This is a genomic window from Nannocystis punicea (assembly GCF_026965555.1).
Lineage (GTDB): Bacteria > Myxococcota_A > Polyangia > Nannocystales > Nannocystaceae > Nannocystis > Nannocystis punicea.
Genome location: NZ_CP114040.1, coordinates 2,347,262 through 2,369,483, shown reverse-complemented (window position 1 = coordinate 2,369,483; position 22,222 = coordinate 2,347,262). Strand labels below are relative to the sequence as shown.

Annotated in this window: 16 protein-coding genes; 9 read left to right on the top strand and 7 right to left on the bottom strand. The window is 71.2% G+C overall.

What is annotated here, in order from left to right; all coding sequences use genetic code 11:
• Positions 1-316: 316 nt before the first annotated feature.
• Both O0S08_RS09150 and O0S08_RS09145 read right to left on the bottom strand, forming a co-directional pair.
• Complete coding sequence (locus tag O0S08_RS09150) at positions 317-2,755, bottom strand: S46 family peptidase (protein WP_269038656.1); 2,439 nt, start codon at positions 2,753-2,755, stop codon at positions 317-319.
• 31 nt (positions 2,756-2,786) lie between these two features.
• The gene (locus O0S08_RS09145; protein WP_269038655.1) at positions 2,787-3,146 is read right to left on the bottom strand and encodes a DUF962 domain-containing protein; all 360 of its coding nucleotides are present in this window, start codon (positions 3,144-3,146) and stop codon (positions 2,787-2,789) included.
• Positions 3,147-3,730: 584 nt separating this feature from the next.
• On the opposite strand from O0S08_RS09145, the gene amrA reads away from it, so the two are divergent.
• The 3 genes from amrA (at position 3,731) to O0S08_RS09130 (ending at position 7,388) form a co-directional block, all read left to right on the top strand.
• Positions 3,731-4,411 carry an AmmeMemoRadiSam system protein A gene (amrA, locus tag O0S08_RS09140; RefSeq protein WP_269041948.1) on the top strand — a complete coding sequence of 227 codons (681 nt, stop codon included), beginning with the start codon at positions 3,731-3,733 and terminating at the stop codon, positions 4,409-4,411.
• Between the two features lie 1,490 nt (positions 4,412-5,901).
• Positions 5,902-6,546 carry an adenylate kinase gene (locus tag O0S08_RS09135; RefSeq protein ID WP_269038654.1) on the top strand — a complete coding sequence of 215 codons (645 nt, stop codon included), beginning with the start codon at positions 5,902-5,904 and terminating at the stop codon, positions 6,544-6,546.
• Between the two features lie 8 nt (positions 6,547-6,554).
• Positions 6,555-7,388, top strand: a complete 834-nt coding sequence (locus O0S08_RS09130) for a CDP-alcohol phosphatidyltransferase family protein (RefSeq protein WP_269038653.1) — start codon at positions 6,555-6,557, stop codon at positions 7,386-7,388.
• A gap of 325 nt (positions 7,389-7,713) precedes the next feature.
• On the opposite strand, the gene O0S08_RS09125 is transcribed toward O0S08_RS09130, so the two are convergent.
• The 3 genes from O0S08_RS09125 to O0S08_RS09115 all read right to left on the bottom strand — a co-directional run bounded on the left by O0S08_RS09125 (position 7,714) and on the right by O0S08_RS09115 (position 10,972).
• On the bottom strand, positions 7,714-8,676 hold the full coding sequence (locus tag O0S08_RS09125) for a ribulose phosphate epimerase (protein WP_269038652.1): 963 nt from the start codon (positions 8,674-8,676) through the stop codon (positions 7,714-7,716).
• A 118-nt stretch (positions 8,677-8,794) separates the two neighbouring features.
• Positions 8,795-9,880 carry a hypothetical protein gene (locus O0S08_RS09120; RefSeq protein ID WP_269038651.1) on the bottom strand — a complete coding sequence of 362 codons (1,086 nt, stop codon included), beginning with the start codon at positions 9,878-9,880 and terminating at the stop codon, positions 8,795-8,797.
• A gap of 18 nt (positions 9,881-9,898) precedes the next feature.
• Complete coding sequence (locus O0S08_RS09115) at positions 9,899-10,972, bottom strand: phage tail tape measure protein (RefSeq protein WP_269038650.1); 1,074 nt, start codon at positions 10,970-10,972, stop codon at positions 9,899-9,901.
• A gap of 308 nt (positions 10,973-11,280) precedes the next feature.
• Here O0S08_RS09115 and O0S08_RS09110 point away from each other — a divergent pair, with 308 nt between their 5' ends.
• From O0S08_RS09110 to O0S08_RS09095, 4 genes are all read left to right on the top strand, one after another.
• Entirely contained in the window at positions 11,281-14,070 is a 2,790-nt protein-coding gene (locus O0S08_RS09110; RefSeq protein ID WP_269038649.1) for a 2-oxoglutarate dehydrogenase E1 component, read from the top strand.
• Positions 14,063-15,334, top strand: coding sequence for a 2-oxoglutarate dehydrogenase complex dihydrolipoyllysine-residue succinyltransferase (odhB, locus tag O0S08_RS09105; RefSeq protein WP_269038648.1), 1,272 nt, complete (start codon positions 14,063-14,065; stop codon positions 15,332-15,334). Before O0S08_RS09110 ends, odhB begins: the two co-directional genes overlap by 8 nt.
• 47 nt (positions 15,335-15,381) lie before the next feature.
• Positions 15,382-16,782 carry a dihydrolipoyl dehydrogenase gene (lpdA, locus tag O0S08_RS09100; protein ID WP_269038647.1) on the top strand — a complete coding sequence of 467 codons (1,401 nt, stop codon included), beginning with the start codon at positions 15,382-15,384 and terminating at the stop codon, positions 16,780-16,782.
• A 109-nt stretch (positions 16,783-16,891) separates the two neighbouring features.
• The gene (locus tag O0S08_RS09095; protein ID WP_269038646.1) at positions 16,892-18,472 is read left to right on the top strand and encodes a hypothetical protein; all 1,581 of its coding nucleotides are present in this window, start codon (positions 16,892-16,894) and stop codon (positions 18,470-18,472) included.
• A 210-nt stretch (positions 18,473-18,682) separates the two neighbouring features.
• Here the strand turns inward: O0S08_RS09095 and O0S08_RS09090 are convergent, their stop codons facing one another.
• Positions 18,683-19,936, bottom strand: coding sequence for a LeuA family protein (locus O0S08_RS09090; protein ID WP_269038645.1), 1,254 nt, complete (start codon positions 19,934-19,936; stop codon positions 18,683-18,685).
• Between the two features lie 6 nt (positions 19,937-19,942).
• Complete coding sequence (locus O0S08_RS09085) at positions 19,943-20,962, bottom strand: tetratricopeptide repeat protein (RefSeq protein WP_269038644.1); 1,020 nt, start codon at positions 20,960-20,962, stop codon at positions 19,943-19,945.
• Positions 20,963-21,087: 125 nt separating this feature from the next.
• Here O0S08_RS09085 and O0S08_RS09080 point away from each other — a divergent pair, with 125 nt between their 5' ends.
• Positions 21,088-21,582, top strand: coding sequence for a pyridoxamine 5'-phosphate oxidase family protein (locus O0S08_RS09080; RefSeq protein WP_269038643.1), 495 nt, complete (start codon positions 21,088-21,090; stop codon positions 21,580-21,582).
• A 126-nt stretch (positions 21,583-21,708) separates the two neighbouring features.
• A complete protein-coding gene (locus O0S08_RS09075) occupies positions 21,709-22,188 on the top strand; it encodes a hypothetical protein (protein ID WP_269038642.1) in 480 nt (159 codons plus the stop codon).
• Positions 22,189-22,222: the final 34 nt, after the last annotated feature.

Sequence of the window (22,222 nt, the reverse complement as noted above, 5' to 3'; positions counted from 1 at the left end):
GACCGTCACCGCCCCAAGAAAGCTCCCGTGGACGGGGGCCGGGGCGACCTGGCACTGAGTTCCGCAGAACGAGGCAATTACCGCCTCGAAGCACCCCGGCCGCCCCGAGGTTCGAGGACTGTCTGAAGGGACAGGTCGCCCCGGACACCGGCCTCGCGACCTTCGCCGCGCCTCGATCCGGGGCCCGACCGCGCCGTGCGACCTCTGACGCGCCCGACGCTGCCGCCCGCCGAGTCCTCCGCACGCAAAGCACGGCAACCTGCCCGAACGGCCATGTCTCAAGGACCCTTCGAGCGCGCCTGCCCCGAAGGACAGCTCAGCGCCGCCGTCGCCAGAACCACAGCAGCCCCAGCATCCACCAGGGCGTCGACTCCGAGCCGCTCGCGCAGCCGCAGCCGCGGCGCTCTTGCGGGCACGTCTCGCGCGCCGGCGCGGGCGCGGCCGTCGTCGGCCCCGGCGTCCCCTCGCCGACCTGCGCGCGGGCGCCGGCCACGCGGAGCCCGCCGACCCCGAGCTCTTGCAGCAGCGCCTCCGCGTCTTCGACCTGGTCGAGCAGCCACAGCAGGTAGCGCACGTCGACGATGATGTTGCGGGAGCGTTCGCTGTAGCCGAAGTCGCCGGCGATGTTTTCCCACACCCGGTCGAAGTTGAGGCCGATGAATTCACCGCGACCGTTGATCACCGGGCTGCCGGAGTTGCCGCCGGTCGTGTCGGCGCTGGACAGGAAGTCGATCGGCACGTCGCCGAGGATCGGGTCGGCCCAGTACGTCTGCTTCGCCTTCGGCACCGCCGCCAGCACTCGCTCCGGCATCGTGAACGGCTCCTCGCCGGTCACCTTCGCCAGCTGGCCCGACAGCGTCGTCTGCGGCGTCGCCAGCAGGCCCTCGCGCGGCTTGTAGCCCTGGATCGACGCGTACGAGAGGCGCAGCGTCCCGTTGGCGTCGGGGTAGACCGGCCCGGAGCGGACCTTGCGGAGCATCGTGAAGTACGCCGGGCCGAGCCGTGACAGCACCCCCGCGCGGGTCTCCCCGCGCGCCTCGGCCGCCTCGATCGCCGGCGCCAGCGCCAGCGCCAGCGTCACGAACGGGTCGCCGCTGGCCGCCAGCGCGGCAGGGTCGGCGGCGTCGAACAGCGCCTTCGCCTTGCCCTCGGCCAGCAGCTTGCTGCGGGCGATCAGCTGCCGCGCCTGCTTCAGGTAGCGCTCGCGCCCCGAGCCTGGCTTTTCGGCCATGTCCTTCGCCCCAGCCGCCCCCGCCGCGGCTGACTCTGGGGACATGTCCTTGAAGGCATCCAGCTTCCAGCCGGCCGGCAGCGCCTGCGCGCGGGCGATCACCGACGCCAGCAGGTGGGCGTCGACCTCCGCGTCGAAGTCGCGGAGGCGCCGCTCCTGGCGGTCCCACAGCTTCTTCTCGTTGCGGTCCATGTAGCCGGCCGAGCGCTCGAGATCGGGCTTTTGCCGCTCGCGCGCGCGGCGGACCAGGTCGATCGCCAGGCCGAGCAGGTTCGGCCCGTTGGGCACCTGCTCGAGCAGGTAGTCGTGGGCGAAGCTGTCCTTGCGGTCCTTGCTGAGCGCGCGCAGGGCCGGCAGCACCTTCGAATACTCGCGCTCGCCCGACTCCTCGGCCCACTTCTCGAGCGCGGCCTCCTCGGCGCGGCGGCGGTCCAGCAGGCCGATCGCCGAGAACCCGGCGAGCATGCCGCGGGCGTTCTTCAGCCGGTTGGCGAGGCTCTTCTTGGCCGACGCCACCTTGATCCCGCGGGCCTTGTCGGTCGCGCCGAGCTCCTCGAGGATCGCCACCCACTCGCCGAGCAGATCGATGCGGGCCGGGAAGATCTGCGACTCGTGGCGCTCCACCTCCGACAGCGGCAGATAGCGCTCGGTGTTGCCGGGGTAGCCCAGCACCGCCACGAAGTCGCCGGCCTTGACCCCCGTGTGCGCCACCGGCAGCCACGCCTCCGGCTTGTACGGCACGTTGGCGTCCGCGCCCTCAGGCCCGGAGGGCCGTGACGGCGGCTCGGCCGGCTCGCCGCCGGGCCCGACGTACGCGCGCAGCAGCGTGAAGTCGCCGGTGTGGCGCGGCCACATCCAGTTGTCGATCTCGCCGCCGAACTCGCCGATCGCCGCCGGCGGCGCGTACACCAGCCGCACGTCGCGGAGCTCGCGGTAGGTGAAGCGCTGGAACAGGCTCATGTTGTAAAAAGCCGCCACCTCGCAGCGCAGCCCGCCGCCGGGCTTCTCGCAGGTGTCGACGATCTGCTTGCGCGCGCGGTCGATCGCCTGCGCCCGGGCGCGGTCGTCGGACAGCTCCGACGCGCCGGCCAGCACCTCCGCGGTGACGTCGTCGATGCGCTCGAGCACCCGCACCGACAGGCCCTTGCCCGGCAGCTCCTCCGCGCGGGTGCGGGCGAGGAAGCCGTCCTTGAGGTAGTCGTGCTCGACGCTGCTGACCGCCTGGATCGCCCCGTGCGCACAGTGATGATTGGTGGCGATCAGGCCCTCGGCCGACACGAACGCCGCCGAGCAGCCCGAGAGATTGACGGCCGCCCGCATCAGCCCGGTGTTGTTGCTCCACAGCTGCTCCAGCGGCAGCTCGAGGCCCATCGCGCTCAGCTTGTCGCGGTCGAGCTCGACGATCTGTCCGGGCAACCACTGGCCCTCGTCGGCGCGGGCCGGTGTGGCCACCAGCGAGGCTGCGGCGACGAGCCCGAGGCAGCGGGCGGAGCGCGAAAGGACGAGGTGCGGCCGGGTGTGCATCCCGGCCACCATAGCAGCGCGAGATCGGCGCTCAAAGCCCGACGATCGAGCGGGCGCGGCGAGCGAAGCCGAAGTGGAGCCCCGCCAGCTCGAGGAACTCGACCATCACCATCATGGGCCCCATCAGCCACGAGATGGGCCGCTTGAGCAGCGCCGGCTTGTTGCCCTCGATGCGATGCCCGGCGATCTGGAACGCCCAGCCGATGGTCCAGCCGATCACGAACATCTTCCAGCTCAGCGTCGCCACGGCGCCGACGCCGGTCACCACCAGGATCGGCACGCCGAACATGTGCGTCAGCCGGTTGAGCGGGTGGCGATGCTCGTGCAGGTAGTAGGCGAACTCGCGGGTCCAGAACTCGTCGATGCTGGCGATCCGATCCAGGGTGCTCACAGGTCCTGTTGTATCGCATCCCCGGCGCCACTGGCACACCGACCTGCGCGCCGGCGCGCGTGCCGACACGTCTTGCCGCGGGCGCCGGCCGCTTGAGCCGAGCCCCACCGCCAGCGCGTCGGGCACCAGCACGCGACCGGCGGCTCGCGGTGCAGCCACCAGCTCCGAGGCTCCGGCCGAATTCTTGGCTCCGGACCCGGCGGCGAACGGGCCTGGCTTGCCGCGGCGGCGGCCGGCTCGGGGCTGTCCCTTCAGACAGCTCGGAGATCTCGGCCGGCCCCCTTCGCTCGCCGATCGGCCGCGCCCCGATCCGGCGTCGGAGCCCCGCGGGCGGCGAGGCTCGGAGCCGGCGCGGGCGCCTCGAGAGGGCCGGCGTCGCCGCCTCTTCGGCGTCGCCGCGTCGCTCGCGACCGGGACGACGAGGACGCCGCCGGCTCGCGGACGGGACCCCGCGCACGGACAGCTGCCCGGCGCCCGTCGCGGTCGGCGAGCTCGACGTGGCGGCTCCGGATCGCGACGCCGCGGCTCGCAATTTTTCCATCGACGTCTCGGCCCGAAGGATCCATAGTTCGCCCGCGTTGGATATGGCAAAGGCCCCCTTCCCCGAGCCGCTCTCCGAAGCGGCGCGTCGTTGGCTGCTTCACCTCGCCCGCCGGGCGTTGCGCGACGCCATGGCCGCGAGAGACCCGGACGCGAAGGATCTTCCGGTCGGCCTGGCCGAGCGCGTCGAGGACGAGCCCCGGCTCGAGGCGCCGGCGCGGGTGTTCGTCTCGTGGCACGACGTGCGAGAGCTTGTCGGCTGCATCGGCTCGCTCGAGCCGTGGCCCAACCTCGAGCAGGCCGTGGTGCGCTACGCGGTGCAGGCGGGTCTGCACGACCCGCGGACCTCGCCGGCACGTCCGTCCCGCTGGCACCGGATGAACGGGGAGATCTCGATCCTCGGGGAGCCCCAGCAGCTCGACTGCGTCGGCCTCGACGCGATCGCCGAGTCCGTCACGCCCGGCCGCGACGGCGTGATCCTCGGCATCGGCTCGCGCCAGGCCGTGTTCCTGCCGGTGGTGTGGCGCCAGCTGCCGCGCCCGTCCGACTTCCTGGCCGCGTTGATGCGCAAGGCCGGGCTGTCGCCGGTCCACGACGGCCCCCGGATCCGCGCCCGCGTCTTCCTCGCCGAGACCTTCGGCGAGCCGGTGGTCGCCCCGGCCCACCCGGGCGCCTCGGCCAGCCACGCCGGCGGCCACTCGCTGCTCGTGCAGTACGTGCACTGACCGGCTCCTGCCTCTTCCTTTAATTAATAAGAGAACCGCCGCCGGCTCGACTCGACGGGCGCCTCTCGCCCCGGGCCGAGCCGCGAGCAATTCAGCCGAGCGGCCGGCCACGGGGTGCTCGCCGCGAGAGGAACGCCGCGGCTCGACCCGACGGGCCCCTCTCGCCCCGGGCCGAGCCGCGAACCATTCATCCGAACAACCAGAGCTCTCGCTACTCGACGCGCGGGGCGCCTCCTCGCAAGAGGAACGCCGCGGCTCGACCCGACGGGCCCTCTCGCCCCGGGCCGAGCCGCGAGCAATTCAGCCGAGCTGCCGGCCACGGGGCGCCTCGCGCCGCGAGAGGAACGCCGCCGCTCGACCCGACGGACCCTCTCGTCCCGGCCTGGCCGCGAGCTCTGGCGACTCGACGCATGGGGCGCCTCGCTCCCTCCCATCACGAGAGGAACTGCGCCGACCGGACGCCTCTCGCCCCGGCCCAGCCGCGAGTAAGTCCGCCGGACGGCTCTCGCCACTCGGCCCACGGCGGCACCTCGCGCCTACCGCCACCGGAACGCCGCGGCTCGACTCGACGGACGCCTCTCGCCCCGGCCCAGCCGGGAGCGATTCACTCGGACAGCCGGAGCTCTCGCTCCTCGCCGCCACGGGGCGCGCCCTCTCATCACAAGAGGAGCGCCGCGGCTCGACCCGACGGGCACCTCTCGCCCCGTCCGGCCGCGAGCCATTCATCCGACAGCCAGAGCTCTCGCGACTCGACGCACATGGGCGCCCCGCTCCCTCACCGCCAGAAACCGCCGCCGCTCGACACGTCGGGCGAATCTCGTCCCGGCCCAGCTCCGAACAATCCGTCGGACGGCCGGAGTCTCGCGGCGCGACGCCAACGGTGGGAGCCGCGGCTCTTCGCGCCGTCCACCGACGCCGCCGCCAGTGCTTGGAAAGCCGGCCACGCGCGGCGCTCCCACACGACCTCGTCGCCGCACCGCAGAGTCGTCCTTGAACGCGAGCTGCCTGTCTTCTCCATCTCGACAGCCCTCACTCGCGGCTTCCACCGCCCTTCGCTGGCCTCTTCTCTCCGCCGCCGTCATCACTCCTCACCGCCGCGCCTCGGCTCGCCGCACCGCATCCATGCGGAGTCTGTGTCATCGCGCACTGCTCCGCCGAGTTCGCGGCCGGCCTGTCGCGGCGCCGCCCCTCGGCCCTGCGTGCGCGGCCGTCTTCGCAGTGCTCGCTGCGCGGGTGCACTCGCCGCGCCGCGATCGCGAGCCGCGCGGTCGATCTTCTTTCATCGTGATCCTCGCGCACTGACGGGGCCGTGATCACCGGCGCGAGCGCCTGGATGGGTCCTCGGACCGCGTTCGGCGTCGCCGGGGTCGCCGGGCGCGCGGTCGGAAACCTTGCGGGTGCCCGCGGGCCCGTGTCACAGTTGCCGCGCCAACGGGCCTTTTCGCGCATGTGCGCGGCGGGGCCCGCACCAACCTGCGAGCTTGTCCTCTATGCGCACGATCCTCATCGGCCCGCCCGGCGCCGGCAAAGGCACCCAGGCCCAGTTCATCGTCAACACTCACGGGATCCCCCACATCTCCTCGGGGGACATGTTGCGCGAGGCCGTCCGCAACGGCACCGAGCTGGGCAAGAAGGCCGACGCGGCGATGAAGCGCGGGGACCTCGTCCCGGACGACGTCGTGATCGGCATGGTGATCGAGCGGATCGGCCGGCCGGACTGCGCCCGCGGGTTCTTGCTGGACGGCTTCCCGCGCACGCGGCCGCAGGCCGAGGCGCTGGACGTCGCGCTCGCCGCCGCCGGGGTCGCGCTCGACGCCGTGGTCCTGTTCGAGGTCCCTGACTCGCTGATCGTCGAGCGCGTCACCGGCCGCCGCAGCGACCCCGAGACCGGCGCCATCTACCACCTCAAGTTCAACCCGCCGCCGACCGACGCCCTCGGCCGTCTGGTCCACCGCAGCGACGACTTCGAGGCCGCAGTGACCGCGCGGCTCGACAAGTACCACCGCGAGACCGCGCCGATCGTGCCGTTCTACGAGGCCAAGGGCCTGCTCAAGCGGGTCGACGGCGTCGGCTCGCCCGACGAGGTCACCGCGCGGCTGCTGGCGGTGCTCGGCGCGCCGCGCTCCGCCGGCTGAGGCGCATCATGTCGAAGGTCCCGTATCTCGCGCCGAACTTCATCACCGTGGGCGCCATGGCCTGCGGTCTCGGGGCGATGCTGCTGGCGCACCGCGGCGACTACGTCGCGGCCGCCTGGTTACTGCTCTTCTCGACCTTCCTCGACCGGGCCGACGGCTTCGTCGCTCGCCGGCTGCAGGCGACCAGCAGCTTCGGCGTGCAGATGGACTCCTTCGCCGACTTCTTCAACTTCGGCGTGGTCCCGCCGTACCTGGTGCTGACCGCGCTGAGCTCCACGGCCGGCCTGCCCTTCGGGTCAGGTTCGGGCCTGGCCTGGGCGCTGCTCGCCGCCGGCCTGTGGCTGGCCGCCGCGGCCGTGCGGCTGGCCCGCTTCAACGTCCTGAGCGACGCCGAGATCGCCGACAAGACCATCTTCCACGGCGTGCCGACCACCCTCGCCGCCGGGCTGTTGGTCAACTGGTTCCTCGTCTGCCTCAAGTACGGCGGGCCCGACAACCCGCTCGCCGCGCCCGACCGGTTCGCCGAGGGCCGGCTGTTCGGCGACCTGCAGCTCGGGCCCGAGGTGTGGACCGCGTTCCCGTGGGCGATGATCGTCGGCGCGCTGCTGATGGTCTCGAACCTGCGCAACAAGAAGTTCGGCGCGCTGCGCCACCGCTGGGCCAACCTCGTGGTCGGCGCCCTGTCGCTGGTGGCGATGGCGTTCCTCGTCATGCGCGTCTACCCCGAGTTCATGGTCCTGCTGCCCTCGACCTGGCTGGCGATCTGGCTGGTGTGGGGCCAGATCGGCCCGGGCTACCGCGGCCGGCCCAAGCCGCCGCTGTTCCCCGTCGGCGACGAGTGAACCGACCCGCGCGGAGCTGTCCTCCGGGGCAGGTCGGCGATCGGCGGGCTGTCCTCCGGGACAGCTCGCCAGCGCGGCCGCTATGTCTCTTCGGACAGCTCTCCGACCGAGCCCTGCCCCGAGGCGCCGCTCGGGCCTGTCCCTTCGGACATCTAAAACGACCGCCGCGGCGGCTCCGAGGCCCGCGCGCCGGCGATGCGGTTCAGGCCTGTCCCTTCGGACATCTCGCCGAAGCTCCCGCCCTGCGCCGCAAAAGCGAAGGGACATGCCCACAAGGACATGTCCCTCGAAACTCCCCGCGCACCCGTCAGGGCGCGCGGCCGGGTCACGCCGGGATGGCGCAGGCGCCGATGTTCTCCTGTCCCGGAGGGGCCATGCCCTCGGTGTACCACGGCACGCACTCCTGGCCCTCGCCGGCGCCGGGGCAGGTGTTGGGCTCCTGGATGTTGCAGTACGAGCTGCAGCAGCCGTCGGCGTTGTCGCAGCCGGGGACGGACTCGGGCGAGGCGCAGTACAGGCCGTAGTCGCACACGTTGATGTAGGCGCAGGGGTCGCCGTACGCGCCCATGTCACCGCTGGCGTCGAAATCGCAGATGAACTGGTCGAGGCCGTCCCAGAAGCAGATCTGGCCGGCGGGGCAGCTCTGGATCAGCGGGTCGCAGGTCTCGAGGCAGAGGATCAGCACGCCGTCGTTCGACACGTCGCAGGTCTGCCCCATGTCGCAGGACGGCGCGTCGGGCGTGCCTTTGCACATGTCGATGCAGCTGCCGTTGTTGTTCTCGTCGAAGTACCAGCAGAGCAGGCCGACGTCGCAGGAGTCGACGCCGCTGACCGCGCTGCCCTCGACCGTGCACGGGTCGCCTTCCTTGCCCGGGTTGGCGTTGACCGGCGAGCACTTGGTGGCGTTCCACGAGCTGCTGCCGTTGTCGGCCCACGGCATGCACTTCTGGCCGTCCGGGCAGTCTTGCGTCCACACGTCGCACTCCTTCACGCCGCCGCCGCCGTCGGGCGGAGTGATGAAGGAATTGTCGGTGGTCTCGGTGCCGGCGCTCTCGGTCCCGTCGGTGGTGGTCGGGCTCGGCGCGGTGGTCGTCCCGTTGGTGGTCGTCGTCCCGTTGGTGGTCGTCTGGTCGCCGGTGCCCGTCGAGGTGTCACCCTCGGTGGCGTCGTTGGTCGGGTTGGTGCTCGGGTTGGTGGCGTTCGTCCCGGTGGCCTTCCCGTCATCGTCCCCACAGGCGCCAAGCGCCAGGGCGGCGCCGATGATGGTGAATCGAACGTACTTAAGCATTGATCTTCTCCTTCGGCCGGCGCGTGTGGCGCTCGTCTCGGCGATGATTGGCCAAAGCGCGCCCGGACGCAAACCAGAAACTACCGAAGTTGCCAGGGTCCGATCAGACCTCGCCGCCTCAGCGGTACTGGAGGTCATAGATCATGTTCTTGGTGCCAGCGGCCGCGCAGGTCGCGTGGGCCACCGCCTTGAGCCCCGGCGTCGCCACGAACTTGCGGTCCTTGAACACCTTGAACGGGTAGCGCTCGCGCAGCGCGCGATAACGCGCCTGCTCCTGATCTCGCAGCCGGTCGCGCAGGAGCGGCGAAATCGGGTCGTTGCTGCGTTCGTCGCGGATGTCGAGCGCGGCCGAGTCGGTGGCGAAGGCCGCGAGCAGCTCGGGCCGCTCGTGCTCGGCCGCGCCGGCGCCCACCGACCACGCGTGCCACTCGCGGCCGAGGGCGTCGTCGCCGGCCTCGGCAGTGCGGGCGACCTGGACGCCGCTGCCGATCGGCACCGCGAACAGCACCGGGCCGATCACGCCGCGCTGGACCCGCTCGACGCTCACGCCCTCGGCCCCGTGCAGGCGCATGAACAGCGCCTCGGCGTCGAGGTCGGCGCAGCGGTACACCATGGCCCGGAACGCCTCGCTTGCGGCCGCCGTCTCGCCGTCCTTGTCGAGGTCGATCACCTTGCGCCGCCACAGCGAGGACACCTGCGTCAGCTCGATCTGCAGGCGCACGTACACCCCGCTGGCGTCCAGCTTGGTCAGCTCGATGCGGAACGCCGCGGTGCCGCTGGCCGGGTCGTGGCGGCGCAGCAAGACCCGCTGGTGATCGACCGGCGCCAGCTCGCGGTCCTGCAGCTTCTCGTAGTAGCCGTGCTTGGCCGCCAGGCGCGCGAACACCTCCGCCTCGCCGGCGCGGGCCTCGAGCGCCGCGCGGTCGCCCATGCGCGCCAGCGACTCGCGGGCGACGCTCTTGTCGGTCAGCGCCCGGGTCAAGCTGGCGAGGTTGGGCAGGCCGGCGCGCGAGTCGACGTACAGCTCGCCGTGGAGCCCGAGCCGCAGCGACTCGGCCAGGGTCTCGAGCGAGTGTTGCAGCGGCCGGCGCTCGGGGAACGCGTTCGACAGGCGGGCCGCGTGCAGCGAGCGACCGAGCAGGTCGAGATAGGTCGCCGCCTCGGGCAGGACGAGCGCCTGGGTGTGGAGCGCGACGACGGTCATCGCGACCTCGGCGAGGCGTCAGGACGCGGCCGGGGAAGCCGGCGAGGCCGGGGCGCCGGCCCGCTTGACCGCCTTGTCGATGGCCGCCTGGATCCGCGCGTCCTCGATCTCCTTCGACTTGCGGAGGTTGTCCTCGAGCACCGTCGACGTCTTCTCGTCGAAGGTGTCGAGCTCCTGGATGAAGGTGTCGAGGTTGCTGCGGAAGAACATCTGCGTGTCGCTGACGAACTGGGTGGTGACGTTCATCGACTCGGTCATGACGTCGAGGCTGCGCTTCATCTCGAGCATGACGGTCGATGCGTCGGCGGCGCGGCCGATCGCCTGGATCTGGGCCGAGGCCATGTCGAGCTTGATCGACGACGCCGTCGTGTACTGCTGGATGTCCTGGGCCAGGTTGCGGATCGTGTCGGCCAGCTTGCGGGTGTTCTCCTTGAGGCGGGCGTAGCGCTCCTCGGCCGAGCCGTAGAGCTGCACGTTGGTCGAGTGCTCGGCGAGCTTGGCGCGGACCTTGTCGACGCTGGCCTGGATGTCGCGCTGCTCGACGCTGCCGGCCTCGACGGCCTGCTCCTCGGCCTCGAGCTGCTCCTGCAGCTTCTTGAGCTCGAGCACGTAATTCAGCGCCTCGCGCTCGTTCTTGGCCATCTCGACGATGCGCACGTTGATGCGATCGATCTCTTTGTACAGATCCTGCTCGCTCTGCTTGAGCGTATCGACGTACTCGGCGGCCTCTTTCACGCGGCGGGCCGAGATCTGGTACTGCGCCTTCAGCAGCTCCTCGATCGACCGCTGGCTCATGCTCATCGACCCGAGCCCGGGGATGTAGCTGAGGACCTCCTTGAAGCCGGCCCAGAAGCCGCTGTTGGTGGCGGTGCCGTTGAGGTAGTCGCTGAACTTGCGCAGCTTCTTGAGCTCCTCGGCCATCGCATTCTGGATGTTCACGTTGCGTTCGCGGAGGACCTTGAGCTCCTCGACCTTGTTGTCCTGGATCGTGCGTTCTTTTTGGATGTCCGTCTCGAGCGACTTGACGGAGATCCCTTCACCGGAGTACGCGACCTGGCGGCTCAGGACGTCGAGGTTTGCCTTCGAACTCATCGTGGGCGAAGGGTGACACAAATCGGCGGTGAAGGGGGGCGGCAAGTCGCGCCGCGAGCCTCGCCTGGGCCCGCGCCCTCGCGCGCGCCGCGGGGCCGACGCGAGCCCTCGGCGGCCGGCCGCGAGGTGTCGCCTCGGCCTCGCGCGGCGAGCCGCCTGAAAACCCCGCGTGACGCCCGCGCGGCCGAGCCGCCGTCGTTGGCGCGAGGTCGCCTGTCCGCCGCGCGATCTCCGCAGCAAAAACGATCGCGGCCGCGGGGCCCCCTGCGTTGTCACGAACGCGCAAACGAGTATGCTGCGGCCGGCCTATGGATATCGAATCCACGCTCAGCGGGCACAACCTCGCCTTCCTCGAGGCCCTATACGAGGCCTACGAGAAGGACCCGAACTCGGTCGATCCGCAGTGGGTGCCGATCTTGCGGGAGCTCGGCAGCGGCAGCGGCAAGGCTCCGGAGGCGCTGCGGGTCGACAGCCGCGAAGCCGAGCAGCTGCTGCTCCAGAGCCGCGTCGACAAGCTGATCGAGCACTACCGGCTGCACGGCCACACTGCGGCGCAGATCGACCCGCTGGGTCGACCGCGCGAGGCCGCGGCCGCGGGCCTCGACCCGGCCTACTTCGGCCTCGGCGACGAGCACATGGACCGCGAGTTCGACCCCGGGCTGCTCATGCCGGGCCGGCGCGCGACCCTGCGCCAGATCTTCACCAAGCTGCAGAACACCTACTGCCGCAGCATCGGCGTCGAGTACTGGCACATGCAGAACCTCGAGCAGCGCACCTGGCTGCAGGCGCGCATGGAGGCGTGCGAGAACAAGGTCGTGCCGCCGCCGGCGGAGCAGCTGCGGCTGCTCCACCAGCTCGCCGGGGTCGAGGACGTCGACAAGTTCCTCCACACCAAATTCCTCGGCGCCAAGCGGTTCTCGGTCTCGGGCGCCGAGTCGATGATCTCGCTGATCGACACCGTGATCGAGGAGTCGGCCGAGCTCGGGGTCGGCGAGGTGTGCATCGGCATGGCCCACCGCGGCCGCCTCAACGTGCTGATGAGCATCATGGGCAAGCCGTTCGAGGACGTGTTCCTCGAGTTCGAGAAGTCGAACCACCCGGAGGAGCTGCTCGGGTCCGGCGACGTCAAGTACCACCTCGGCCACTTCCGCGAGTACAAGACCTCGCGCGGCCACGACATGTACCTCGCGCTGGCGTTCAACCCCAGCCACCTCGAGGCGATCACGCCGGTCATCGCCGGCCGCGTGCGCGGCAAGCAGGACCAGATCGGCGACCTCGACGGCAGCCGCGTCATGGGCGTCACGCTCCACGGCGACGCCGCCTTCATCGGCCAGGGCGTGGTCCAGGAGACGCTCAACCTGTCGCGCCTGGCCGGCTACCGCACCGGCGGCAGCGTGCGCGTGGTCGTCAACAACCAGGTCGGCTTCACCACCGACCCGAAGGACGCCCGCTCGACGCCCTACGCGACCAGCATCGCCCACATGCTCGACGTGCCGATCTTCCACGTCAACGGCGACGACGTCGAGGCCGTGGTGTGGGTCGCCAAGCTGGCCGCCGGGTTCCGCCAGCGCTTCAAGGTCGACGTCATCGTCGACCTGGTGTGCTTCCGCCGCTTCGGCCACAACGAGGCCGACGACCCGACCTTCACCCAGCCGGTGATGTACGACCTGATCAAGACGCACTCCTCGGTGCGCACGATCTACCAGCGCGAGCTGATGGCCCGCGGCACCCTCGGGCCCGCCGACGCCGAGACGATCGACGCCAACTGGCTGGCCACCTTCGACCGCGCGCTCGCAGTCGCCCGCGGCGAGTACGCCCACAAGCCGCGCCTGCGGCCGATGCACGGCGTGTGGAGCCAGTTCCGCGGCGGCCCCGACCGCGACACCCCCGAGGTGCCGACCCGCCTGCCGCGGCCCCAGCTCGACGCCCTGGCCGAGCGGATCGTCCGCTGGCCGGAGGACTTCAACCTGCACAGCAAGGTCCAGCGGTTCGCGTCTGAACTGAAGGACATGTACTCCGGGGCAGCCCCGCTGACCTGGCAGGCCGCCGAGCTGCTGGCCTACGCCAGCCTGCTCAAGGCCGGGCATCAGGTCCGCTTCTCCGGCCAGGACGTCCAGCGCGGCACCTTCAGCCACCGCCACGCCGTCTACACCGACACCAAGACGGGCCGCTCGTGGTCGCCGCTGTACGAGCTCGGCGAGGGCCAGGCGCGGTTCGAGATCCGCAACAGCCCGCTGTCAGAGTACGGCGTGCTCGGGTTCGAGTTCGGCTACAGCATCTGCTCGCCGGAGTCGCTGATCGTGTGGGAGGCCCAGTTCGGCGACTTCGCCAACGGCGCCCAGATCATCATCGACAACTTCATCGTCGCCAGCGAGGACAAGTGGAACCGCCTCAGCGGCCTGACGCTGATGCTGCCGCACGGCTACGAGGGCCAGGGCCCGGAGCACTCGAGCGCGCGGCTCGAGCGGTTCCTGCAGCTGTGCGCCGAGGACAACATCCAGGTCTGCAACCTCACCACCCCGGCGCAGGTGTTCCACGCGCTGCGGCGGCAGGTGCTGCGGCCGTGGCGCAAGCCGCTGGTGCTGATGACGCCGAAGAGCCTGCTGCGCTCGCGCCCGTCGTTCTCGCCGCTCGAGGCGTTCACCGACGGCGGGTTCGCCCGCGTCATCGACGACGAGCGCGCCGACCCGACCCAGGTCGAGCGGGTCATGCTGTGCAGCGGCAAGATCTTCTACGACCTCGCCGAGGAGCGCGAGCAGCGGAAGGAGGGCCGCGTCGCCATCGTCCGCGTCGAGCAGCTCTACCCGTTCCCGGAGGGCCCGCTGCTGGCGGTCCTGAACCGCTACGCCGGCGCCCGCGAGCTGTGCTGGGTGCAGGAGGAGCCGCGCAACTCCGGCGCGTGGAGCTTCGTCCGCGGCTGCCTCGGCGACGCCCTCGCCGCCCGCAACCAGCAGCGCCCGCTCAAGTACATCGGCCGAGCCGCCAGCGCCAGCCCGGCCACCGGCTCGCCGGACAGCCACGCCTACGAACGCAAGCTCATCCTCGAAGAAGCCTTCGCCAACCTGCCCGAAGCCGCCCGGAGTGCCGCCAATGCCTAGCTCGATCAAAGTCCCGCCGCTCGGCGAGTCCATCACCGAGGCCGTCGTCTCGTCCTGGCGCGTCAAGGCCGGCGACCGCGTCACCGTCGACCAGCCGCTCGTCGAGCTCGAGACCGACAAGATCACCGTCGAGGTCCCCTCGCCCGCCGCCGGCGTGATCACGGAGATCACCGCCGCCCAGGGCGCCAAGGTCAACGTCGGCGACACCATCGGCGTCATCGGCGACGCCGGCGCCGCGCCTGCCCCTTCGAACACGTCCCCCGCGCCAGGTGCTTCGGGACAGGCCCCTGCGGACAGGTCCCAGCAGTCAGCCCCCGCGCCGGCGCAGGCCAAGGCCGGCGGCGAGCCGATGCCGGCCGCCCGCGCCGAGGCCGGGCGCACCGGCGTCGACCTCGACAGCGTCGAGGGCACCGGCCGCGGCGGCCGCGTGTTGAAGGAGGACGTCCAGCGCGCCGCGGCCCAGGCCCAGCCCGCGCAGGCCCAGCCCGCCGAGGCGAAGAAGCCCGCGCCGGCCGCCGAGGCCAAGGCCCCGGCCACGCCGCCCCCGGCCCCGCGCCCGCAGGGCGGCCGCGAGGAGATCGTCGCCATGACCCCGCTGCGCCGGCGCGTCGCCGAGCGGCTGGTCCAGGCCCAGCAGACCGCGGCGATCCTGACGACCTTCAACGAGGTCGACATGTCGGCCGTGTACCGCCTGCGCAACGCGTACAAGCAGGGGTTCGTCGACAGGCACGGGGCCAAGCTCGGCTTCATGTCGTTCTTCGTCAAGGCGGCGGTCTCGGCCCTCAAGACGTTCCCGGCGGTCAACGCCGAGATCCGCGGCGACGACATCGTCTACAAGCGCTACTACGACGTCGGCGTGGCCGTCGGCGGCGGCAAGGGCCTGGTCGTCCCGGTGGTCCGCGGGGCCGACCAGCTCGGCTTCGCCGACATCGAGAAGGAGATCGCCCGCCTGGCCGTGCGCGCCCGCGAGAACAAGCTGACGCTCGACGAGCTCAGCGGCGGCACCTTCACCATCTCCAACGGCGGCATCTACGGCTCGATGCTGTCGACCCCGATCCTGAACCCGCCGCAGACCGGCATCCTCGGCCTCCACAACGTCGTCGAGCGCCCGGTCGCCGTGAACGGTCAGGTCGAGATCCGCCCGATCATGTACCTCGCCCTGTCCTACGACCACCGCCTGGTCGACGGCCGCGAGGCGGTCCAGTTCCTGGTCCACGTCAAGGAGCGCATCGAGGCGCCCGAGCGCCTGCTCCTCGACGTCTGACGTGCCTGTCTGCCAAGACATGTTCCATCCGCCAGGTCCATAACACCATGTCCCAAGAGACCTACGATCTCGTCGTCATCGGCTCCGGCCCCGGCGGCTACGTCGCCGCCATCCGGGCCGCCCAGCTCGGCCTGCGCACCGCCTGCGTCGAGAAGGATCCGACCCTCGGGGGCACCTGCCTCAACGTCGGCTGCATCCCGAGCAAGGCGCTGCTCGAGTCGAGCGAGCGGTTCGCCGCTGCGCGCCTGCACTCGGCCGAGCACGGCATCAAGATCGCCGGCGTCGAGCTCGACCTGCCGACGATGCTGGGCCGCAAGGACAAGATCGTGAAGCAGCTGACGGGCGGCGTCGCCGGGCTGTTCCGCAAGCACAAGATCACCTGGGCCAAGGGCCTCGGCAAGATCGTCGCGCCCGGCAAGGTCGAGGTCGCCGGCGAGGCCACCGAGGTGCTCGAGACGAAGCGGATCCTCATCGCCACCGGCTCGGTCCCGGCCACCATCCCGGGCGTCGCGTTCGACGGCGACCGCATCGGCCACTCGACCCACGCGCTCAGCTACCCCGCGGTGCCCGAGCACCTGATCGTCATCGGCGCCGGCGTCATCGGCCTCGAGCTCGGCTCGGTGTGGGCCCGCCTCGGCGCCAAGGTGACGGTGCTCGAGTACATGCCGGCGCTCCTGCCGATGATGGACCCCGACATCAGCAAGGTCGCCGCCAAGCTGTTCGCCAAGCAGGGCCTCGACATCCGCCTCGGCGTCAAGGTCACCGGCGCGACCCGCAAGGGCGACAGCGTCGAGGTCGCCTACACCGCGCCGGACGGCCAGGCGCAGACGATCACCGGCGACCGCGTGCTCGTGGCCGTCGGCCGCAAGCCCAACACCGAGGGCCTCGGCGCCGAGGCGGTCGGGGTCCAGCTCGACCGCCGCGGCTTCGTCCAGGTCGACGCCCACTACGCCACCGCGGTGCCCGGCATCTGGGCCATCGGCGACGTCATCCCCGGGCCGATGCTGGCCCACAAGGCCGAGGAAGAGGGCATCGCCGCCGTCGAGCAGATGGCCGGCCTGCCGGGTCACGTCAACTACGACGCGATCCCCAACATCATCTACACCCACCCGGAGATCGCCAGCGCCGGCAAGACGGAGCCCGAGCTCAAGCAGGCCGGCGTCCCGTTCAAGAAGGGCAGCTTCCCGTTCCTCGCCAACGCCCGCGCCAAGGCGCTCGGCGAGACCGACGGGCTGGTGAAGATCCTCGCCCACGCCGAGACCGACCGCGTCCTCGGCGTGCACATCATCGGCCCGCGCGCCGGCGACCTCATCGCCGAGGCCGCGGTGGCGATCGAGTTCTCCGCCAGCGCCGAGGACATCGCCCGCAGCGTCCATGCCCACCCGACCCTGTCCGAGGTGGTCAAGGAGGCGGCGCTCGACGCTGGCGGCCGCGTCATCAATATCTGACCCGCGGGCGGACCCGGCCGTCGGCCTCCAGGATCCTCCTGGAGGCCGTTCTGCGCGTCTTCGGGCGGCCTGATCTCGCGGCCCGCGCCCGTGTTAGTCTGGCCACGTCATGCGGCGCCAGGCCCCCATCAAGCGCTCGAGCACCGGTCAACGGACCATCGCCGGCTCGAAGTCGGCCGACGTCGCCAACCTCGACGATCGCCCGCTGTCGATCCACATCACCCGCGACGGCAAGCACCTGGTCGTCCCGCTGCCCTACGAGCTGTGGATCCTCGGCGTCAGCAGCTTCGAGGTCGTGCGCACGATCGAGTGTGCGAACCCCGAGCCGTCGGTGAGCGAGGGCGCCAAGGACGGCCAGCTGTGGATTGGCGGCCACCACCTCTACTTCGGCAGCGTCTTCTCGACCGCGCTCACCAAGGTCGGCAGCAAACTCGGCGACTTCGTCGATCGCGTCGCCCTGGTCCGTCCGGGCGTCCTGTGCGGCGTCGGAGCGACCGGCGAGATCCTGTTCGACGTCGACAAGGAGACCCCGCTGCACCGCCGCAAGGTGTCCGAGCGCGTCGTCACCGGCCTCGTCAACCTCGACGGCCGCGCGCTGTGGGCCGACGGCTCGGCCACCGCCTGGCTCATCGATCCCGACCGACCCTCCGGCTACACCCAGCTCAAGCTGCGCGCCACCAGCCCGACCGAGGTCGACGCCGAGGGTATCGCCGCGCTCGGCACCACCACCACCGGCCGCGCGATCCTCTGCGCCCGCGACGGCGCCGTCGCCTGGACCGGCAAGCACCTGCGCGTCGACGGCGAGCGCTTCCCTCGCCTGGCCGCGCGGCAGGCCGCGCCGCTGGCCTGCGGCGGCGACGAGCGCCACGTCTACGTGCTGCGACCCAAGGGCCTGTTGCAGCGGTTCCTGAGCGAGCAGCCGAAGCCTCCACCTGGCGAAGAGGACAGCTTCGTCCCGCTGCCCGAGGCCGAGGAGACGCGGCTGCAGTGGCCGGCCAGCTGCATGCTGGTCCTCGGGACAGGTCACGCCGGCGCCCGGATCGTCCTCGGCGGGCCGCAGGCCGAGGGCATGCTGGGCCGGCTGTGGCGCGTCGATCCCGACGCCCTCACCTGGCAGAAGATCGCGCCCGGCAAGCGCACTCTGGTCGAACCGCGCCCCGCCGAGCCCGAGGGCAGCAAGCGACCCGACTTCACGCCGACCCGCAGCAAGCTGACCGGCGCCCCGATCTCCGCGCTCAAGGTCGACGCGGTGCTCGGCGCCGACGCCTCGCAGGTGTTCGTCACCCACGGCCACGGCGCGCTGCTCGAGCGGCCCGTCGTGCGGCGGCTGGCCAGCGACATCCTGCCCGGCGACGCGCTGCTGCTGCCGGCGATGGTCCGCTTCCACGAGGGCACCGCGCGCCCGGCCCTGGTCCTGTGGCCCGGCACGCCCGACGCCACGCGCGAGCCGCCGCCGCTGCGCTGGCTCGCGTGGGCCGACAACCCGCGCGGGTGGATCGAGCTGGTGACGCCGGAGATCCGCAAGCAGGGCTGGTCGCGCGCCGACGTGTTCCCGCTGCAGGTCGCAGTCGCCGCCGCGCCGACTGTCGCCGGCAACCGCGAGCCGATCCCCGACAAGTGGGTCGACCCCGAGCTGTTCGCCGCCCTCGCCCGCGAGTGCAAGAAGCTGCTCAAGGTGCTGTGGGAGTGAAAGTTTAAAAGAGGGGACATGCCCGTGAGGGCATGGCCTGAAGAGCATGCGCGGAAGGGCATGTCTTTTCGGACATCTCGTGACATGGCGGCCCGCGGTTGGACGGCCGTCGACGCTCGAGCCGGCCGATCGCTCCCGCGCAGACCCGCGAGCGCGCACGAAAAAGGGCGGCGCGGTCGCCCGCGTCGCCCTCCTGGATTCGCGCGGCCGTCAGCCGCCGGCGATCACTGCCTTCACTTCCTCGGTGCTGAGGGTGTGGTTCTGGCTCTTGGCGAAATTGAACACCCGGTCGACCAGCTCGTCGGACGGCTCGTAGCCGTGCTCGCGCAGCCAGAAGATCACGTTGGAGCGGCCGCTGTAGTGGCCGATCTCGATCTCCTGCTTGCGGCCGAACACGCGGGCCGGCACCGCCGAGTAGACGCGGTCGGCGAGGTCGAGGTCGCCGGTCTTGGTCGCCTTGATGATCGCGGCCGCGTGCACGCCGGTGGCGGTGCGGAACGCGTCGCGGCCCGACAGCGGGTAGCTGGGGTGGATCGGCACGCCGGTGGCCTCGCTGATCTTCTCGACGTACTCGACCAGGCACGACAGGTCGTGCTGCTTGGGGTCGAGCTGACCGAGCAGGTACAGGTTGAGCAGCAGCAGGTCGAGCGAGCAGTTGCCGACGCGCTCGCCGATGCCGAGGCCGCAGCCGTGGACGCGGTGGAAGCCCCACTCGAACGCGTAGAGGCCGAGCACCAGGGCCATGCCGCGGTCGTTGTGGCCGTGCCAGTCGAGCTCGACGGTGTCCTCGAGGTCCATCGAGCGCAGCACCCCGCGCGCGAAGTTGAGGAGGTTGCGCAGGCCGTCGGGCGTCGCGTGGCCGCAGGTGTCGCACAGCACGAGGCGGCCGGCGCCGGCCTCGAGCGCGGTCCGGAACAGCACGTCGAGCGTCTTCGGGTGCGAGCGCGTGGTGTCCTCGGTGACGAAGCCGACCGGCAGGCCGTGGTCGACGCCGAGCTTGACCGCCTCGTGGGTGTGCTTCTTGAGGCGGTCGTTGTCCCAGCCCTCGGTGTAGCCGCGGATCGGGCTCGAGCCGATGAACGTCATCACCTCGATCGGCACGCCGACCTTCTGCGAGATGTCGATGATCGGGTGGATGTCGGAGGCGACGGTGCGCGCGGCGCAGTTGGCCGTGATCCGCAGCTTCTCCTCGACCATGAACCGCAGCAGGCGCTCGACGTCCTCCTGCGCGCGGCGACCCGCGCCCGGCAGGCCGAGGTTGACCGCCTGCACGCCCATGCGATCCATCAGGCGCACGAGCTCCATCTTCTGTTCGATCGACGGGTCGCGCACCGACGGCGACTGGATGCCGTCGCGGATGCTCTCGTCGACGAAGCGAGGCGCCCGCCGCAGCAGCGGTCCGGTCCGCTCCTTCTCGTTCCAGTCGTAGATCAGGGCCGCCGTGTTCGCGTGGGTCGTCGCCATGGGCTGTCAGTCCTCCGTTCCGGTCGCCACCTCGAGCCCCTCCAGGCGGAAGAAGCGGCGCAGCTCGTCGACGAGGCCGATCATCAGCAGCTCGGGGATGTCTTCGTCCCCCTCGATCTCGTCGAGCAAGAAGTCTCGCATGAGCACGATGCTGTCCAGCCGGGCGTCGGCGTCGTCCGTGCGTGCGCGACCGACGAACGTGACGATCCCGCGCGGATCCGCACCGGCCCCGACCTGAGCCGCGGTCGGGCGCGCCTGCACCGTGATCGGCGCACTCGCGACCAGCTTCAGCACCTGGTCGGGGATGTCCTCGAGCAGCGCCTCGAAGTGGCCGCGCAGGTCCTCGGTCAGCTCGTCGCTGACCGGCTCGTGGTCTTCGAGATCGCTCGCGTCGAGCTCGAGCACCTTGAGCATCTCGGCCCGGGCGCCGGCGACGTCGCCGAGCACCTCGAGCGCCTGGCCGTACCAGTAGTGGACGTCCGGGTCTTCCGGATCGACCGCGACCGCGCGGCCGAGCGACTCCGCCGCCTCCTTCGGGCGGTTCGAGTTCATGAGCACGAAGCCGTGGATGCTGAGGTACGCCGCGTCGTTCTTGCGCTCGGCGCTGATGCCCTCGAGCAGCTCGAGCGCCTCCTCGGTGTCGTCGTCGCTGAGGCGGATCTGCGCCAGCAACAGGCGCGCCTGATCGATCGAGTCGGTGTCGGCGCGCTCGAGCCGGAGCACCGCGCGGGCCGCGGCCTCGGCCTCGTCGAGGTCCTCGCCGTGCGACAACAAGCACTCGGCGCAGTCGAGGTAGATCTGCGGGTCCTCGGGCGCGCCGTCGGCGGCCTGCATCAGATAACCCGCCGCCTGATCGAGGCGACCCTGGGCCCAGGCGACCATACCGGCCAGGTGCAACACCCGCACGTGGTTCTCGCCGCCGAGCCGAGCCGCCTCCTCGAGGGCGTCCTCCGCCGTCTTGAGGTCGTCGTCATCGACGGCCGCGAGCCCGCGGTCGACGATTGCATCCAGTGACTGCTGCTTCATGGGCGCGAACTCTAACACGGCGTCCCGCGCGACCGACCGGGCCCGTGCGGCCGCGCGCTCGAGGTACAAGCGGACCCGACATGCCTGCCGCCGAATCGCCCGCGCTGCCAAACGTGAGGCTGCTCATGAGGCTCCTGCAGGAGCACTGGGTCGTCGCCCTCGCCACGCTGGACGACGACGGTCTGCCCTACGCGACTCCTCTCTTCTACGCCGCCGCTGGCCTGCCCGGCTCGGCCGCGCCGCTCCTCGTGTTCGCAAGCCGCGCCGACACCTGTCACGGGCGGGCGATCGGCGAGGGGCCTGCCGCAGTGGCCGCCGCGATCCACCTCGAGACGGAGGTGCTCGGCGAAGTCCGCGGCGTGCAGCTCCGCGGCGAGGTCGTGGTGTGCACGCGGTTACACGGAGACGCCGCCGCGAGCCTCCGCGCCGCGTATCTCGAGCGGCACCCGGTCGCCGCCGCCCACCTCGGCGAGCGCGACCGGCTGTACGCGCTGGCGATCACCTGGGCCAAGTTGACGGACAACCGGATCGGGTTCGGCAAGCGACTGGTGTGGACCTTCGAGCCGCCGTGGCGCCACGAATTCCCCGCCGGGCCGGGTGAACAAATCGCGCTACCCTGACGTCGTCGGGAATTGCGCATGATCACACGGCGACTTTGGCTCTCGGCGGCGGCAGCGATCGCTACGACTCTCATCACAGGCCGCGCCGTCGCGGCCGAGCCGCTCGAAGTCACTGTCCCCACGCGTGTGCTCGGGGCCATCGTCACCGCCGAGGGCGGTACCGACGTCCTCGTCCGCATCGACGCCAAGCTCGGTCCGGCCGACATTCGCGTCGGCGGCGCTGTCCACAGCGTCGCCGCCAGCCAGCGCGACCTCCTCGACGACCCGCGGAACGCCCCGCGCGTCGGCGCGGGCGTGCGCAAGATCCTCTCTGCCGTACGACCCGACCTCGCGGCAACCTTCGAGGCCAATCACAAGACCTGGACGCGGACCTTCGTACGCCAGGTGCTGGCCTGGAACGCTCGTCTTGCCGCCTCGCCGGTCCGTGGTAAGCGAATCGTTAATTCTTTCGACCGCGCCGTCTTGCTCGCGTGGGCCGGGGCCGTGGTCGACCCCAAGGGACAGCCGTCACCGCCGGCTCTCGCGCGAGCGCCGAAGGACGCGACCTCGACCACGCTCGAGAGCTACGTCGCATACGTCGAGGCGCTCGTGCGCAGCCTCGAGTGACTCGCGACAACGTGCGTCGACGTAGCGCACGAGG